Annotated in this window: 15 protein-coding genes; 8 read left to right on the top strand and 7 right to left on the bottom strand. The window is 58.5% G+C overall.

Annotated elements, in window-relative coordinates:
* Nucleotides 1-3 precede the first annotated feature (3 nt).
* Both LRO94_RS19035 and LRO94_RS19030 read right to left on the bottom strand, forming a co-directional pair.
* Nucleotides 4-1,404 carry a heavy metal sensor histidine kinase gene (locus LRO94_RS19035; RefSeq protein WP_032886998.1) on the bottom strand — a complete coding sequence of 467 codons (1,401 nt, stop codon included), beginning with the start codon at nucleotides 1,402-1,404 and terminating at the stop codon, nucleotides 4-6.
* Nucleotides 1,401-2,072, bottom strand: coding sequence for a heavy metal response regulator transcription factor (locus LRO94_RS19030; protein WP_179178699.1), 672 nt, complete (start codon nucleotides 2,070-2,072; stop codon nucleotides 1,401-1,403). The genes LRO94_RS19035 and LRO94_RS19030 overlap by 4 nt, the downstream gene beginning before the upstream one ends.
* 257 nt (nucleotides 2,073-2,329) lie before the next feature.
* On the opposite strand from LRO94_RS19030, the gene LRO94_RS19025 reads away from it, so the two are divergent.
* Nucleotides 2,330-3,007 (top strand): HAD family hydrolase, encoded by a 678-nt coding sequence (locus LRO94_RS19025; RefSeq protein ID WP_032886996.1) that lies wholly within the window; start codon nucleotides 2,330-2,332, stop codon nucleotides 3,005-3,007.
* Nucleotides 3,008-3,053: 46 nt separating this feature from the next.
* Here LRO94_RS19025 and LRO94_RS19020 read toward each other — a convergent pair whose 3' ends face one another.
* Together LRO94_RS19020 and csrA are read right to left on the bottom strand one after the other, a co-directional pair.
* Nucleotides 3,054-3,305 carry a hypothetical protein gene (locus tag LRO94_RS19020; RefSeq protein ID WP_032886995.1) on the bottom strand — a complete coding sequence of 84 codons (252 nt, stop codon included), beginning with the start codon at nucleotides 3,303-3,305 and terminating at the stop codon, nucleotides 3,054-3,056.
* A gap of 207 nt (nucleotides 3,306-3,512) precedes the next feature.
* On the bottom strand, nucleotides 3,513-3,707 hold the full coding sequence (csrA, locus tag LRO94_RS19015; protein WP_003192511.1) for a carbon storage regulator CsrA: 195 nt from the start codon (nucleotides 3,705-3,707) through the stop codon (nucleotides 3,513-3,515).
* A 261-nt stretch (nucleotides 3,708-3,968) separates the two neighbouring features.
* Here csrA and LRO94_RS19010 point away from each other — a divergent pair, with 261 nt between their 5' ends.
* The gene (locus LRO94_RS19010; RefSeq protein WP_081797711.1) at nucleotides 3,969-4,334 is read left to right on the top strand and encodes a penicillin-binding protein activator LpoB; all 366 of its coding nucleotides are present in this window, start codon (nucleotides 3,969-3,971) and stop codon (nucleotides 4,332-4,334) included.
* Nucleotides 4,335-4,365: 31 nt separating this feature from the next.
* On the opposite strand, the gene LRO94_RS19005 is transcribed toward LRO94_RS19010, so the two are convergent.
* From LRO94_RS19005 to LRO94_RS18995, 3 genes are all read right to left on the bottom strand, one after another.
* Complete coding sequence (locus LRO94_RS19005) at nucleotides 4,366-5,055, bottom strand: endonuclease (protein ID WP_095185574.1); 690 nt, start codon at nucleotides 5,053-5,055, stop codon at nucleotides 4,366-4,368.
* A gap of 4 nt (nucleotides 5,056-5,059) precedes the next feature.
* Entirely contained in the window at nucleotides 5,060-5,311 is a 252-nt protein-coding gene (locus LRO94_RS19000) for a DUF1654 domain-containing protein (RefSeq protein WP_179178700.1), read from the bottom strand.
* 257 nt (nucleotides 5,312-5,568) lie between these two features.
* A complete protein-coding gene (locus tag LRO94_RS18995; RefSeq protein ID WP_032886990.1) occupies nucleotides 5,569-6,657 on the bottom strand; it encodes an asparaginase in 1,089 nt (362 codons plus the stop codon).
* Nucleotides 6,658-7,210: 553 nt separating this feature from the next.
* Here LRO94_RS18995 and LRO94_RS18990 point away from each other — a divergent pair.
* Genes LRO94_RS18990 through rbsD form a run of 6 tightly spaced genes read left to right on the top strand, consistent with a single transcriptional unit; the run spans nucleotide 7,211 to nucleotide 13,123 of the window.
* Nucleotides 7,211-8,170, top strand: a complete 960-nt coding sequence (locus tag LRO94_RS18990; protein WP_032886989.1) for a sugar ABC transporter substrate-binding protein — start codon at nucleotides 7,211-7,213, stop codon at nucleotides 8,168-8,170.
* Nucleotides 8,171-8,227: 57 nt separating this feature from the next.
* On the top strand, nucleotides 8,228-9,781 hold the full coding sequence (locus LRO94_RS18985) for a sugar ABC transporter ATP-binding protein (protein ID WP_095185576.1): 1,554 nt from the start codon (nucleotides 8,228-8,230) through the stop codon (nucleotides 9,779-9,781).
* Nucleotides 9,778-10,755, top strand: a complete 978-nt coding sequence (locus LRO94_RS18980; protein ID WP_032886985.1) for an ABC transporter permease — start codon at nucleotides 9,778-9,780, stop codon at nucleotides 10,753-10,755. Before LRO94_RS18985 ends, LRO94_RS18980 begins: the two co-directional genes overlap by 4 nt.
* 3 nt (nucleotides 10,756-10,758) lie before the next feature.
* Complete coding sequence (locus LRO94_RS18975) at nucleotides 10,759-11,781, top strand: LacI family DNA-binding transcriptional regulator (RefSeq protein WP_032886984.1); 1,023 nt, start codon at nucleotides 10,759-10,761, stop codon at nucleotides 11,779-11,781.
* 23 nt (nucleotides 11,782-11,804) lie between these two features.
* The gene (rbsK, locus tag LRO94_RS18970; RefSeq protein WP_099602676.1) at nucleotides 11,805-12,722 is read left to right on the top strand and encodes a ribokinase; all 918 of its coding nucleotides are present in this window, start codon (nucleotides 11,805-11,807) and stop codon (nucleotides 12,720-12,722) included.
* A complete protein-coding gene (gene rbsD, locus LRO94_RS18965; RefSeq protein WP_032886981.1) occupies nucleotides 12,719-13,123 on the top strand; it encodes a D-ribose pyranase in 405 nt (134 codons plus the stop codon). The genes rbsK and rbsD overlap by 4 nt, the downstream gene beginning before the upstream one ends.
* Nucleotides 13,124-13,131 lie beyond the last annotated feature (8 nt).

Genomic DNA, 13,131 nt, shown 5'->3' with positions numbered 1-13,131 from the left:
TGTTTACGCCTCGCGGCCAGGGAAAAACAGTTCGAAACAGGTCACGCCGTCCTTGCTGCTGACGCTGTACCGGCCGTGATGCAACTGCATGATGGTCGCCACAATCGACAGGCCCAGGCCATTGGACTGGGCCGAACGTTCCCTTGATTCATCCACCCGATAGAACCGCTCAAACAGTCGCGATAAATGCACGGCAGGGATGGTTTCCCCCTGGTTGCTGACTCGCAGGTGGATGCCCTCGGCGTCTGCAATCGCCTGGATCAACAACTCGGAACCCGGTTCGCCGTATTTGATGGCGTTGGCGCACAGGTTCGCCAGGGCCCTGCGCAGCAGCATCGGTTCGGCCCAGATCACGCCTTCACCCTCGGCACGAATGCTGATGTCCGCATCGCCTGCCAAGCCTTCAAAGTAATCGGCAATGCGGGCCACTTCATCGGTGGCGCTGAGTGCCTGGCGCTGGCGCAGGGCGCTGGCCGGGTCGGTGCGGGCCAAGAACAGCATGTTGTCGAGCATTCGCGCCAGGCGCTCAAGCTCTTCGACATTGGAGGCCAAGAGCTGCTGATAACTTTCGATGCTGCGGTTCTGTTGCAGGGCAACCTGGGTTTCCCCCAGCAGGTTGTTGATCGGCGTGCGCAGTTCGTGGGCCATGTCGGTGGATACTTGGCCCAGTTGCGCAAAACCCTTGGCCAGGCGCTCAAGCATGGTGTTGAACGACTCGATCATCGGCAGCAGTTCTTTTGGTACTCCCTGGCTGTCGATGCGTTCGGCCAGGTTGCCGACGCCGATCCCTTGAGCGTGTCGGGCCAGTCGACGTAACGGTAGCAGGCCGCGATGCACCAGCAGGTAGCCCACCAGTGCGAGGAAGATCGCGGCGATGCTCGCCAGTACGTACACGCTCAACCGATAGCTGGCGAGCATGGCGGTACGCTCGGTCATCAGGCGCCCGCTGGTGACTTGCAGGCTCCCCAGGTCGCCGGAGTCTATGGATGCGGCCAAGGTGGAAAAGGGCACGCCATTTACGCCCGGCAAATGCTGCACATCGCTCAGCGTGAGGATGTGGCCTTTGGGGACCGGCTCGACTGCTGGCAGATCGATGTTGGCGGGGTTTACCAGCAGCAGCGGTTTTTGGCCGGGTGCGGCGATGCTCAGCACCGATTCGCGGTTGCCCAACATATTCTGGAACAGTTCCGGCTTGGTCTTGATCAAGTCCAGTGTATTGCTGTCGTTAAGCAGGTTGCGTAGTTGATCCACGCGGGAAATCAATTGCACATCGTCGCGGCGGATCAGCTCGCGCTCCAACTCGCGGTACAGCGCCACGCCGACGGTAGCGAGCAGTGCAAAGGCGAGCAGGGCGAAGATCAGGGCCAGGCGTAGTGTCAGGGAATAATGGCGACGGTGGGTCATGGTTGGGTATCGAAACGGTAGCCAATGCCCCGCACGCTGTGGATCAACTTGAGCGTGAACGGGTCGTCGATTTTCAGGCGCAGGCGCCGTACGGCCACGTCCACCACGTTGGTGTCGCTGTCGAAGTTCATGTCCCATACCCGCGAGGCGATCAGCGAGCGCGACAGCACTTGGTCCTGATGGGTGGCGAACAGGTGCAACAGTGCGAACTCCTTATTGGTCAGGGTGATGCGTGTACCGGCGCGAGTGACGCGGCGTTTCAGTACGTCGATGTGCAAATCTGCGATTTGCAGGTGTTCTTCTTCCCTGATCGGGCCGCGACGGGTCAGGGTACGTAAGCGTGCTACCAGCTCGGCGAAAGAGAAGGGCTTGATCAGGTAATCATCGGCACCCAGCTCCAGGCCCTTGATGCGATCGGCAATATCGTCGCGAGCTGTCAGAAAAAGCACTGGGGTGTCGGAGTCTTTACGCAGGCGGCGCAGTACTTCCCAGCCGTCCATTTTCGGCATCATCACATCCAGCACGATCACGTCGAACGGCGTTTCCAGTGCTTGGTGCAGGCCGTCCACGCCGTCCTGTGCCAGGCTTACGGAGTAGCCCAGTTCCTGCAGACCGTTGAGGAGGTAATTACCGGCCTTGGGTTCGTCTTCGACAACGAGGATGTTCATGTGAAATGCCTTGATTCAATACGTGGCGCCAGTGTAGCTCGATCAATTGTCACTGGCGCAGGCCATGGCCTGCACTGGGTAGTTGAGTCGTGTCAGTGCGCTCACGGTAACCCCGTACTTCAAACAGCCAGCCAACAGGATGATGACAAATTCGTAATGATTGGCTGGCTGTTGGGCGTCAGCGTTTACAACCCAGTAGGTGATCCGTAGATTGCACCGGGCCGATTATTCGTTTCAGCTTACGAGGAAACCCCGCAGTGTCTATCCGAGGTTCAGCTGTATCAGCCCGCCCTTACCGCGCCTTCCTGTTCGATATGGATGGAACCCTGCTCAACTCCATTGCCGCTGCCGAACGAGTGTGGGGCATCTGGGCTGAACGCCATGGGCTGGACGTGGCGGCCTTCCTGACCACCATTCATGGTGCGCGGGCGATTGACACTATCACGCGCCAGGCATTGCCCGGCGTCGACCCGCAAGTTGAAGCGCAGTGGATTACCGAGGCTGAAATCAACGATGTGGAAGGCGTCGTGGCGATTCCCGGTGCCGTCGAGTTTCTCAATAGCGTGCCTGGTGATCAGTGGGCATTGGTCACCTCTGCGCCGAAGGCGTTGGCATTGCGTCGGTTGCAGGCAGCGGGTATCGCGCCACCGGCGGTGTTGGTAACGGCCGAGGATGTGGCCATCGGCAAACCGAACCCCGCCTGTTATGAGCTGGGTGCGCAACGCCTGGGCGTGCCGGTGCAGGATTGTCTGGTGTTTGAGGATGCGACGGTGGGTATCCGTGCGGGGAAGGCGGCGGGTGCGGATGTGCTGGTCGTAACATCGACGCACCTCAAGCCCATGCCCACGGAGCATCCATCGATTGAAGGGTATGAACAGTTGCAGGTGCATCGCAGCGCTGATGGCTTGTTGTACCTGCAGAGCGCAGTGGACTGACACAAAAAAGCCGAGTCCGTATCCGGTCTCGGCTTGGTTCGCTTGGTCAGCCGCCTGTTTTATTTTCGGCCCGCCGGCACAGCTGACGCTGCAATGCTTTCTGGATAGGCTTGAGGCAGAACATGAACAGGTACGCACACAGCAGCAGTGCCAAATCAAACCAGGACTTAGGATAGGCGGGGTCCGAACCTTCGACTTCCAGCCGCAGGCCATATTCTACGCCCACAAAGGCCAGCCCAATCAGCAGGGCAATCATCCAGGATCTGGAAAAAAATGGCTGCGCGGTAATAGGCCTCATCGACGTGCTCCTGAGTCCACACGGATGGAAGTATGTCAGTCAGGAGATTCGGCTTTGGATAGTGGAACAAGTTCCAGACGCGAGGATAATTTCATCTTTGGGGCGCATGGACTTTGGACGACGCTAATCACTCATTCAGCCCAAGAACAGTCCAATAGGCTTTCGCCAGCCGTTACATGAACGAAAGGGCTGGCTACTGAGTGCGCCTCAAGGCGTCTGGTTTTTATCCGGAGCGGTCAGGCCGGCCTGGATGCGCTGGTAGATCTCCTCGCGATGCACGGCAACATCCTTGGGGGCGTTGATGCCGATTCTTACTTGCTGGCCGCTGACGCCCAGGATGGTGATCGTGATGTCATCACCGATGTTTATGCTTTCACCGACTTTGCGGGTGAGTATAAGCATGGACTTCTCCTTGATTGCTTTTAGGACACATGTTTCAGACAGGGCAGGTGTCGGATGTGTGTAGCTTACTGCTAAGCGCTTCCCTGTGACTGCCTCTTTTAGGACGCATAGAGGCGACATTAATTCCCATGGCGGCATCATACAGGTCTGGGATACATCATTCGCATTGTTTAAGCCAACGTTTATGACGGCCAGAATAGACAGTGAATGATAAAGTTGCCTCTTTATCCTTAGAGGAGCAGGGCAGTGCGTAAAGTAGCGATGGCAATTGCGGTGTTGGCACTGGCCGGTTGCGGTGAAGGCAAACGCGTCGACGCCCCCAAGGCCAAGCCTGCCGTGACCGAAAGCCAGCCACAAACCGGCGCGATTGCCGCCCAAGAGTGGGACCTGCGAGTAGGTCCGCCGGACCACAAACTGCAGGCGATCACCGACCTGACCGCCTGGTTGCTCGAACATGGTTTCAATTTTTATATCGTTAAGGTCGACGGCAAGGACGAAGTGCTGTTGGGGCCGTTCGCAACTAAGGCCGAAGCCGAGGCAAAGCAGACCCTGCTTAACGAAAAGATGGCTCGTGCCAAGAAAACTGACACGGTGTCTGAGATCATCGAACACCAGCCTGCGCAGTAACGGGCCGATTGGGCGGCAGTGCCGCCCATCTTCAACCGCAGGCTTTCAGGTTGACCGGGCCGACAAACTCATTGCCACGCCCCATCACACACGCCACCGTCTGGTTACGCTGGCGCTCCCAGGCTTGGACCGGGTAGGTTTTGTTCCAGGCTTCGTACAACTGGCGATCCTGTTTCGACAGGCGCAAGCCGTATTGTTTGCTCATGTAGAAGTAGGTTCGCGCGATCATCCCGCGTACGGAAGGTCGCGGCATCACCTTCTTGGCCTTGAAATCCACTTGGGTCAGGCATGAACCGTACTGCCCGCGTTGCACTGGCAGCCAGCCAAAGCTGAAGTTGCTTCGGTCTCCATTGACCTCGCCGATACTCGGCACCAAATTGTGCAGGTCTGCTTCGGCACGCTTGAACACGTCATCATGGCGCGTGCAGTTCTTGCGCCCGCCATTCTGCCAGCACTGGCGCTGATGTCCGATCTGCCAGGCCGGAACAATGTGTTCCCACTCGATGCGTGCGGCGCGGTTGGCGTTTTTGCGTGGGATATATCCGCAGGCTTTCAAGTCAACGCGGTTGCCGCTGTACTTGCAGCCGCAATAGAACTCGGTGGATTGCGGGGCGTAGAGTGTCCAGGCAACTTTTTTGGCTTCACTGAAGGTTCGGGGCGCCTGAGCGTGAGCGGTAACGGCAAAAAACAGGCAACATACAGCAATAAAACGGGCACTCATTCAATCAATCTTCCTTCGGCACAACCCAGAAAATCTGCACGCCACCGTCATCCCGGTAGGCTAGGGTGACGTTGTCGTTCTCCGCAATCTCCTCCAACAAGCGCTGCCAATCGTCCTCTGGTTCCTCCGGCAAGCGGAAGATCAGGGCTGCCTTGGCTTTTTGGGCATTGGTGGAGTTGATGATTTTTTGCACGCGAATGGCCAGGCGTGTGTAGGCATTGGGCGGGGTAGGTACTGCGGAAGATGACTTTGCCACGGAGCATTCCTTAATAAGCTGTACGTGCATACAGTATTTAAGTGTAGGCAATTTCGCAACTGCTTAAAATTTAAGAGATTCGTCTGGCGGCGAGTTAGGGGGTTGGGTGTAGGGCGGGGGGAGAGGGATAGGTAGGTTGTTGTGGCGAGGGAAGTTGTTCCCGCTGGTCCGCGAAGCGGCCCAAAAAAGAAGCTTTCGGGCGCTGCGTACATGAGCGGGAGCAAGCTCCCTCGCCACATACAAGGTTCAGTCAGGAATCAATATTCCCAGAAAATCCGTTGAAGCTCTTTGCTGTCTTGGGTCTTGGTCAGGGCAACCATTGCCAGAATCCGCGCTTTCTGCGGGTTCAGGTCGAGGGCAGCAACCCAGTCGTATTTGTCGTCAGGCTGTTCAGCGTTACGCAACACCATGCCGCCGGCATTCACGTGGGAGGAGCGAATGATCTGCACGCCTTGCTTGCGCAGTTCCACCAGGGCAGGCACCACTTTGGAAGATACCGAACCATTGCCAGTACCCGCGTGGATGATTGCTTTGGCACCAGCCTGGGCCAGGGCTTTGTAGGCTGTGTCGCTTACGTTGCCGTAGCCGTAGGCGATTTCGACGTCCGGCAGGCTTTTGATGTTCTTGATGTCGAATTCCGAATCCATGGTATGGCGCTTGGCAGGCAGGCGGAACCAGTAGGATTTGCCTTCAACCACCATGCCCATTGGGCCCCATGGGCTCTTGAAGGCTTCGGTCTTGATATTGATCATCTTGCTTACGTCGCGACCCGATTGGATCTCGTCGTTCATGGTCACCAGCACCCCTTTACCGCGCGCGTCCTTGCTGCCGGCTACAGCCACGGCGTTGTAGAGGTTGAGCATGCCGTCGGCCGACATGGCGGTGCCTGGGCGCATGGAACCAACTACCACGATTGGCTTGTCAGTTTTTTCCACCAGGTTCAGGAAGTAGGCGGTCTCTTCCAGGGTGTCGGTACCGTGGGTGATCACGATGCCATCCACGTCTTTGTTGTCAGCCAGTTCGGCGACGCGTCGACCCAGTTGCAGCAGGTTTTCGTTGTTGATGCTTTCGGATGCAATTTGCATCACTTGCTCGCCACGCACATTGGCAATCTGGCTAAGTTCAGGAACACCGGCGATCAATTGCTCGATACCGACTTTGGCCGCCTGGTAGGTAGCGCTGTTGGCCGCACTGGCGCCAGCGCCGGCAATGGTGCCACCGGTGGCGAGAATTACCACGTTGGCCAGTTTGGTCTTGGATTCAACTTCCTTTGCCTGAGCGGCAACAGGGAACAGCAGCAGAAGGGCTAACGCGCCCGGAACAAAGTTCTTCAGTGCAGATTTCATTGTTTTTCTCTCTGGTTTTTGATGAGTGCTGTAGCAGGTTCATCTAGAGCGCCCGGGCGGTTCTGAATGCCACGAGGTGCTGGGTAGGAGCAGGATTTGTACCAGGCTGATTAAGTTCTTGGATATAAATTAACTAGCTGATTTATAACAATAATTGTCGTTCTTATGGCGGGTCCCGCAATGCTTCTGTCCGGCTTTCCGAACACGCTGCATGATTGCGTTCGGTTGTCCGAAGATGATCATCGGGAAATACTGACTCGCATGAAGAGGTCTGTCGTTTCAGAGAACGAAGCGTTGGGGGGAATGTTTAATAACGTCCTTTCGCTGGACGGGAGGACAGAGGCTAGAGGCCTTAGATGAAAGGCTGTGTTCTACCGTTGACAAATCTCGACAAGGTTCTCATAGTTTGATTAACGCAAACGTTTGCGAGATGTTTCACGCGGTGCTCCCTGAGTGCTCTGAAACATCGAATCAGCCACCCGTGTGGGATGGCTGCCGAAGGACTCTTCGGTGCAAGCGTTGCTCACAATAATCATAAGATCGGAGTGAACCCATGAAGCTGCCATTCGCTGGACGTCTTCTTGCTGTCGCTGTGCTTGCTGCCGCATCCGCCGCTTTACCTCTGTCCTCTGCCTTTGCTGACGACGCCGCCGCCAAACCCAAGGTCGGCCTGGTGATGAAATCTCTCGCCAATGAATTCTTCGTCACCATGCAGGACGGTGCCAAGGCTTACCAGAAAGACCATGCCGCCGATTTCGACATGATCACCAACGGCATCAAGAACGAAACTGATACCAGCGCGCAGATCGATATCGTCAACCAAATGATCCTCGCCAAGGTTAACGCCATCGTCATCGCGCCTGCTGACTCCAAGGCACTGGTCACCGTACTGAAGAAAGCCTCCGACGCCGGTATCAAGGTCGTCAACATCGACAACCGCCTGGACCCCGGTGTACTGAAAAGCAAAAATCTCGATATTCCCTTCGTTGGCCCCGACAACCGCAAGGGCTCCAAGCTCGTGGGCGACTACCTGGCCAAGCAACTGGCAGCAGGTGACAAAGTCGGCATCATCGAAGGCGTACCGACTACCACCAACGCCCAGCAGCGCACCGCCGGCTACAAAGATGCGATGGACGCTGCCGGTATGAAGATCGTTTCCACTCAATCCGGCAACTGGGAAATCGACCAGGGCCAGAAAGTCGCCTCGGCCATGCTGAGCGAATACCCGGACCTCAAGGCCTTGTTGGCCGGTAACGATAACATGGCCCTGGGCGCTGTCTCCGCGGTGCGTGCGGCAGGCAAGGCGGGCAAGGTAATGGTCGTGGGTTACGACAATATCGAAGCGATCAAGCCGATGTTGCAGGACGGCCGCGTACTGGCTACCGCCGACCAGGCAGCTGCCCAGCAAGCGGTATTCGGTATCCAGAACGCCCTTAAGCTGGTCAAGGGTGAGAAAGTCGATGCCAAAGACGGCGTGATCGAAACCCCGGTCGAACTCGTCCTCAAGAAGTAATTCTGGCGGCACCCAACAGCGCCCGCTCGTCCTGAGCGGGCGCCTGGAGATTTTCCTATGTCATCTTCCGCCCCGAACGCTGTCCTCTCGGTCAGCGGTATCGGTAAGACCTATGCCCAACCGGTTCTGTCCGACATCACCCTCACGCTCAACCGTGGGGAAGTGCTGGCGCTGACCGGCGAGAATGGCGCAGGCAAAAGCACCCTGTCCAAGATCATCGGCGGGCTGGTCACGCCGACCACCGGGCACATGCAATTCAATGGTCAGGATTACTGTCCTGCCAGCCGTACCCAGGCTGAAGCGTTGGGTGTGCGCATGGTCATGCAGGAACTCAACCTGCTGCCGACGCTGACCGTGGCCGAAAACCTGTTCCTGGATAACCTGCCCAGCCACTGTGGCTGGATCAGCCGCAAGCAACTGCGCAAAGCCGCGATCGAGGCCATGGCCCAAGTCGGCCTGGACGCCATCGACCCTGACACGCTGGTCGGCAGCCTGGGCATCGGTCACCAGCAAATGGTTGAGATCGCCCGCAACCTGATTGGCGACTGCCATGTACTGATCCTCGACGAACCCACGGCCATGCTCACCGCGCGTGAAGTCGAGATGCTGTTTGAGCAAATCACCCGCCTGCAGGCTCGGGGCGTGGCGATTATTTACATTTCGCACCGGCTGGAAGAGTTGGCCCGTGTTGCCCAGCGCATTGCGGTATTGCGCGACGGCAAGCTGGTCTGCGTCGAACCGATGGCCAATTACAACAGTGAGCAATTGGTCACCTTGATGGTGGGGCGCGAGCTGGGTGAACACATCGACCTGGGGCCGCGCAGCATCGGCGGCCCGGCCCTGACTGTGAAAGGCCTGAGCCGCTCGGACAAAGTCCGTGACGTGTCCTTTGAAGTGCGTGCCGGCGAGATCTATGGCATTTCCGGCCTGATCGGCGCTGGCCGTACCGAATTGCTGCGTCTGATCTTTGGTGCCGATCTGGCCGACAGCGGCACCGTGGCCCTGGGCTCACCGGCCAAGGTGGTGAGCATTCGCTCTCCCGTGGATGCGGTGGGGCATGGTATCGCCCTGATCACTGAAGATCGCAAGGGTGAAGGCCTGCTGCTGACTCAGTCCATCAGTGCCAATATTGCCCTGGGCAACATGCCGGAAATCTCTGGCGGCGGCGTGGTAAACAGCCGCGATGAAACCGCGTTGGCCAAGCGCCAGATCGACGCGATGCGCATCCGCAGTTCCAGCCCGGCGCAACTGGTGTCGGAACTGTCTGGCGGCAATCAGCAGAAAGTGGTGATTGGCCGCTGGCTGGAGCGCGACTGCTCGGTGATGTTGTTCGACGAACCCACCCGCGGAATTGATGTAGGTGCCAAGTTCGACATTTATGCCTTGCTCGGCGAATTGACCCGCCAGGGCAAAGCGCTGGTGGTGGTATCGAGCGACCTGCGTGAGCTCATGCTGATCTGCGACCGCATCGGCGTGCTGTCTGCCGGGCGTCTGATCGAGACCTTTGAGCGTGACAGCTGGACCCAGGACGAATTGCTCGCCGCCGCCTTTGCCGGCTATCAGAAACGTGATGCGCTGCTCAATGACGCAGTGCTTAGGGATACCCCATGAAAACCACAACTACCTCCGGTAAAGCGGGCGGCAACTTCTACGGACTGGGCACCTACCTGGGGCTAGCGGGCGCCTTGCTCGCGATGATTGCGCTGTTTTCGGTGCTCAGTGACCACTTCCTGTCCTATGACACCTTCAGCACCCTGGCCAACCAGATCCCGGACCTGATGGTGCTGGCGGTGGGCATGACGTTCATCCTGATCATCGGCGGTATCGACTTGTCGGTGGGCTCGGTGCTGGCCCTGGCGGCGTCGGCAGTCAGCGTGGCGATTCTCGGGTGGGGCTGGAGCGTGTTGCCGGCCGCTCTGCTCGGCATGGGCTGCGCCGCGTTGGCCGGCACCATCACCGGCTCGATCACCGTGGCCTGGCGGATCCCGTCGTTTATCGTGTCACTCGGTGTGTTGGAAATGGCACGGGGCGTTGCGTACCAAATGACCGGTTCGCGCACCGCCTACATCGGTGATTCGTTTGCCTGGCTGTCCAACCCGATTGCGTTTGGTATCTCGCCGTCGTTCATCATTGCCTTGCTGGTGATCATCGCTGCGCAGCTAGTATTGACCCGCACCGTGTTCGGTCGTTACCTGATCGGTATCGGCACCAACGAAGAGGCCGTGCGCCTGGCCGGTATCAATCCCAAGCCTTACAAGATTCTGGTGTTCAGTCTCATGGGCCTGCTGGCCGGTGTCGCGGCGTTATTCCAGATCTCGCGTTTGGAAGCCGCGGACCCGAACGCTGGCTCCGGTCTGGAGCTGCAAGTGATCGCCGCGGTGGTGATCGGCGGCACCAGCCTGATGGGCGGGCGCGGTTCGGTAATCAGTACCTTCTTTGGCGTGTTGATTATCTCGGTATTGGCCGCTGGCCTGGCACAGATCGGCGCCACGGAGCCCACGAAGCGCATCATCACCGGTGCTGTGATCGTGATTGCAGTGGTTCTCGATACGTACCGCAGCCAACGTGCTAGTCGGCGGGGCTGAACCATGGCAACGATCAAGGATGTGGCGGCGCTTGCAGGGATTTCCTACACCACCGTGTCCCATGTGGTGAACAAGACGCGCCCAGTGAGTGAGCCGGTACGGGTCAAGGTCGAAGCGGCCATCAAGCAGCTCGACTATGTGCCCAGCGCCGTCGCGCGCTCGCTCAAGGCCAAGACCACGGCCACCATCGGTTTGCTGGTACCCAACAGCCTCAACCCGTATTTCGCGGAGCTGGCACGAGGCATCGAGGATTACTGCGAGCGTAACGGCTACTGCGTGATCCTCTGCAACTCCGACGACAATGCTGAAAAACAGCGCAGCTATTTGCGGGTGTTGTTGGAAAAGCGCATCGACGGCTTGATCGTGACCTCGGTGGGTGGTGATGACAGCGGCCTCGCCGCTGGGTTGAGCGCGGTGCGCACGCCCATGGTGATTGTCGACCGGGCGCTGGACGGCATTGATGTCGATCTGGTGCGCATCGATCATGAAGAGGGCGCCTACCTGGCGACCCGGCATTTGCTTGAGCTGGGGCATCGGGACATCGCCTGTATCGGCGGCCCGGCCCACACCCGTGTCGCGCAAATGCGCCTGGCGGGATACCAGCGCGCGCTCCGCGAGGCCGGTGTGGACGTTGCGCCCAATCGCACCCGGGAAAGCGACTTCACCAGCACCGGCGGTTATGCTGCTGCCGTGCAATTGCTGGCGCAGAACCCGCCCAGCGCGATTTTTGCCAGTAACGACATGATCGGCTTCGGCGTATTGCGTGCTGCAGCTGAGCGTAATATCCGCGTGCCCGGCGAGCTGTCGGTGATCGGATTTGATGATATTCAAATGGGCCGCTATGTGTACCCGGCCCTGACCACGGTCGGCCAGTCGATCCTGCAACTGGGCGAGACGGCCGCCGAGCTTTTACTGCGACGAATTGCAACACCCCAACTGCCGATCGATCAACGCATCGTGACGCCGAGCATCGTATTGCGCGAGTCGACGGCGCCCGTCGCCGGTGTGTTCGCGCAATACCGCTGAACCGAATTGATGAGTACTGATGTATGCCAGCAAAAGTAGTGGTAGTAGGCAGCTTGAACATGGACCTGGTCACCCGCGCCAGCCGGCTGCCCCGTGCCGGTGAGACCCTGATTGGCCAAACTTTTTCCACGGTGCCGGGCGGCAAGGGTGCCAACCAGGCCGTTGCATCGGCGCGACTGGGTGCGAGTGTGGCGATGATTGGCTGTGTCGGCACCGATGCCTACGGCACTGAGTTGCGTGACGCATTGCTGGTGGAAGGTATCGATTGCCAGGCCGTCAGTACCGTGGACGGTTCCAGTGGCGTGGCGTTGATCGTGGTGGATGACAGCAGCCAGAATGCGATTGTGATTGTTGCCGGCAGCAACGGCGAGCTGACGCCCGCGTCACTGCAGGCGTCTGATGCGGTGCTGCAGGCCGCCGATGTGATCATCTGCCAGCTGGAAGTGCCGATGGCTACCGTGGCCTATGCGCTCAAGCGCGGTCGTGAACTGGGCAAGACCGTGATCCTCAACCCTGCGCCGGCCAGCGCACCGTTGCCCGCCGAGTGGTATGCCTCGGTCGATTATCTGATTCCCAACGAAAGCGAGGCCACCGCATTGAGCGGTGTGACAGTCGACTCTCTGGACAGTGCCAAAGTGGCTGCCACGCAACTGATTAAAGCCGGTGCCGGCAAAGTCATCATCACTCTGGGCGCCCAAGGTGCATTGTTTGCGGATGGCAGTGGCTTTGAGCACTTGGTGGCGCCCAAGGTCAAGGCGTTGGATACCACGGCTGCTGGCGATACCTTTGTCGGTGGTTTTGCGGCGGCCCTTGCCAGCGGTAAAAGCGAAGCCGAGGCCATACGTTTTGGTCAGGTCGCTGCAGCATTGTCAGTCACACGTGCGGGTGCGCAACCTTCCATTCCTACGCTGCATGACGTTCAAGGTTTTGTACCTTTATGAAAAAGACCCCTCTGCTCAATATCGCTCTGTCGCGGCTGATAGCTTCCCTGGGCCATGGCGACATTCTGGTGATCGGCGATGCTGGTTTGCCGGTGCCGCCCGGCGTCGAGTTGATCGACCTGGCGCTTACAAAAGGTATTCCTGATTTCATCAGCACTTTGCGTATCGTGCTCAGTGAGATGCAGGTGGAAAGCCACGTGCTGGCGGAAGAAATCCTGCTCAAGCAGCCACCTGCGCTGGCGCAGTTGAACGTGCTGAGTGAACAGGCCGCCCTCGGCGAGCGACGTCTGCTCAGTCATGAAGCGTTCAAGCAACTGAGTCGCCAGGCGCGCGCGGTTGTGCGCACCGGCGAATGCCAGCCTTACTGCAATATTGCGCTGGTGTCCGGCGTAACGTTCTAGAGTTCCCC

Source organism: Pseudomonas sivasensis, assembly GCF_021391435.1.
Classification (GTDB): Bacteria; Pseudomonadota; Gammaproteobacteria; order Pseudomonadales; family Pseudomonadaceae; genus Aquipseudomonas; species Aquipseudomonas sivasensis.
The sequence above is the reverse complement of the archived record's forward strand: the minus strand, read 5'-3'. Positions and strand labels throughout refer to the sequence as shown.

What these genes read in the sequence shown, in the direction of transcription:
- LRO94_RS19035 (WP_032886998.1), bottom strand. Translation starts at nt 1,404, where the DNA reads ATGACCCACCGTCGCCATTATTCCCTGACACTACGCCTGGCCCTGATC.
- LRO94_RS19030 (WP_179178699.1), bottom strand. Translation starts at nt 2,072, where the DNA reads ATGAACATCCTCGTTGTCGAAGACGAACCCAAGGCCGGTAATTACCTC.
- LRO94_RS19020 (WP_032886995.1), bottom strand. Translation starts at nt 3,305, where the DNA reads ATGAGGCCTATTACCGCGCAGCCATTTTTTTCCAGATCCTGGATGATT.
- csrA (WP_003192511.1), bottom strand. Translation starts at nt 3,707, where the DNA reads ATGCTTATACTCACCCGCAAAGTCGGTGAAAGCATAAACATCGGTGAT.
- LRO94_RS19010 (WP_081797711.1), top strand. Translation starts at nt 3,969, where the DNA reads ATGGCAATTGCGGTGTTGGCACTGGCCGGTTGCGGTGAAGGCAAACGC.
- LRO94_RS19005 (WP_095185574.1), bottom strand. Translation starts at nt 5,055, where the DNA reads ATGAGTGCCCGTTTTATTGCTGTATGTTGCCTGTTTTTTGCCGTTACC.
- LRO94_RS18995 (WP_032886990.1), bottom strand. Translation starts at nt 6,657, where the DNA reads ATGAAATCTGCACTGAAGAACTTTGTTCCGGGCGCGTTAGCCCTTCTG.
- LRO94_RS18990 (WP_032886989.1), top strand. Translation starts at nt 7,211, where the DNA reads ATGAAGCTGCCATTCGCTGGACGTCTTCTTGCTGTCGCTGTGCTTGCT.
- LRO94_RS18985 (WP_095185576.1), top strand. Translation starts at nt 8,228, where the DNA reads ATGTCATCTTCCGCCCCGAACGCTGTCCTCTCGGTCAGCGGTATCGGT.
- LRO94_RS18980 (WP_032886985.1), top strand. Translation starts at nt 9,778, where the DNA reads ATGAAAACCACAACTACCTCCGGTAAAGCGGGCGGCAACTTCTACGGA.
- LRO94_RS18975 (WP_032886984.1), top strand. Translation starts at nt 10,759, where the DNA reads ATGGCAACGATCAAGGATGTGGCGGCGCTTGCAGGGATTTCCTACACC.
- rbsK (WP_099602676.1), top strand. Translation starts at nt 11,805, where the DNA reads ATGCCAGCAAAAGTAGTGGTAGTAGGCAGCTTGAACATGGACCTGGTC.
- rbsD (WP_032886981.1), top strand. Translation starts at nt 12,719, where the DNA reads ATGAAAAAGACCCCTCTGCTCAATATCGCTCTGTCGCGGCTGATAGCT.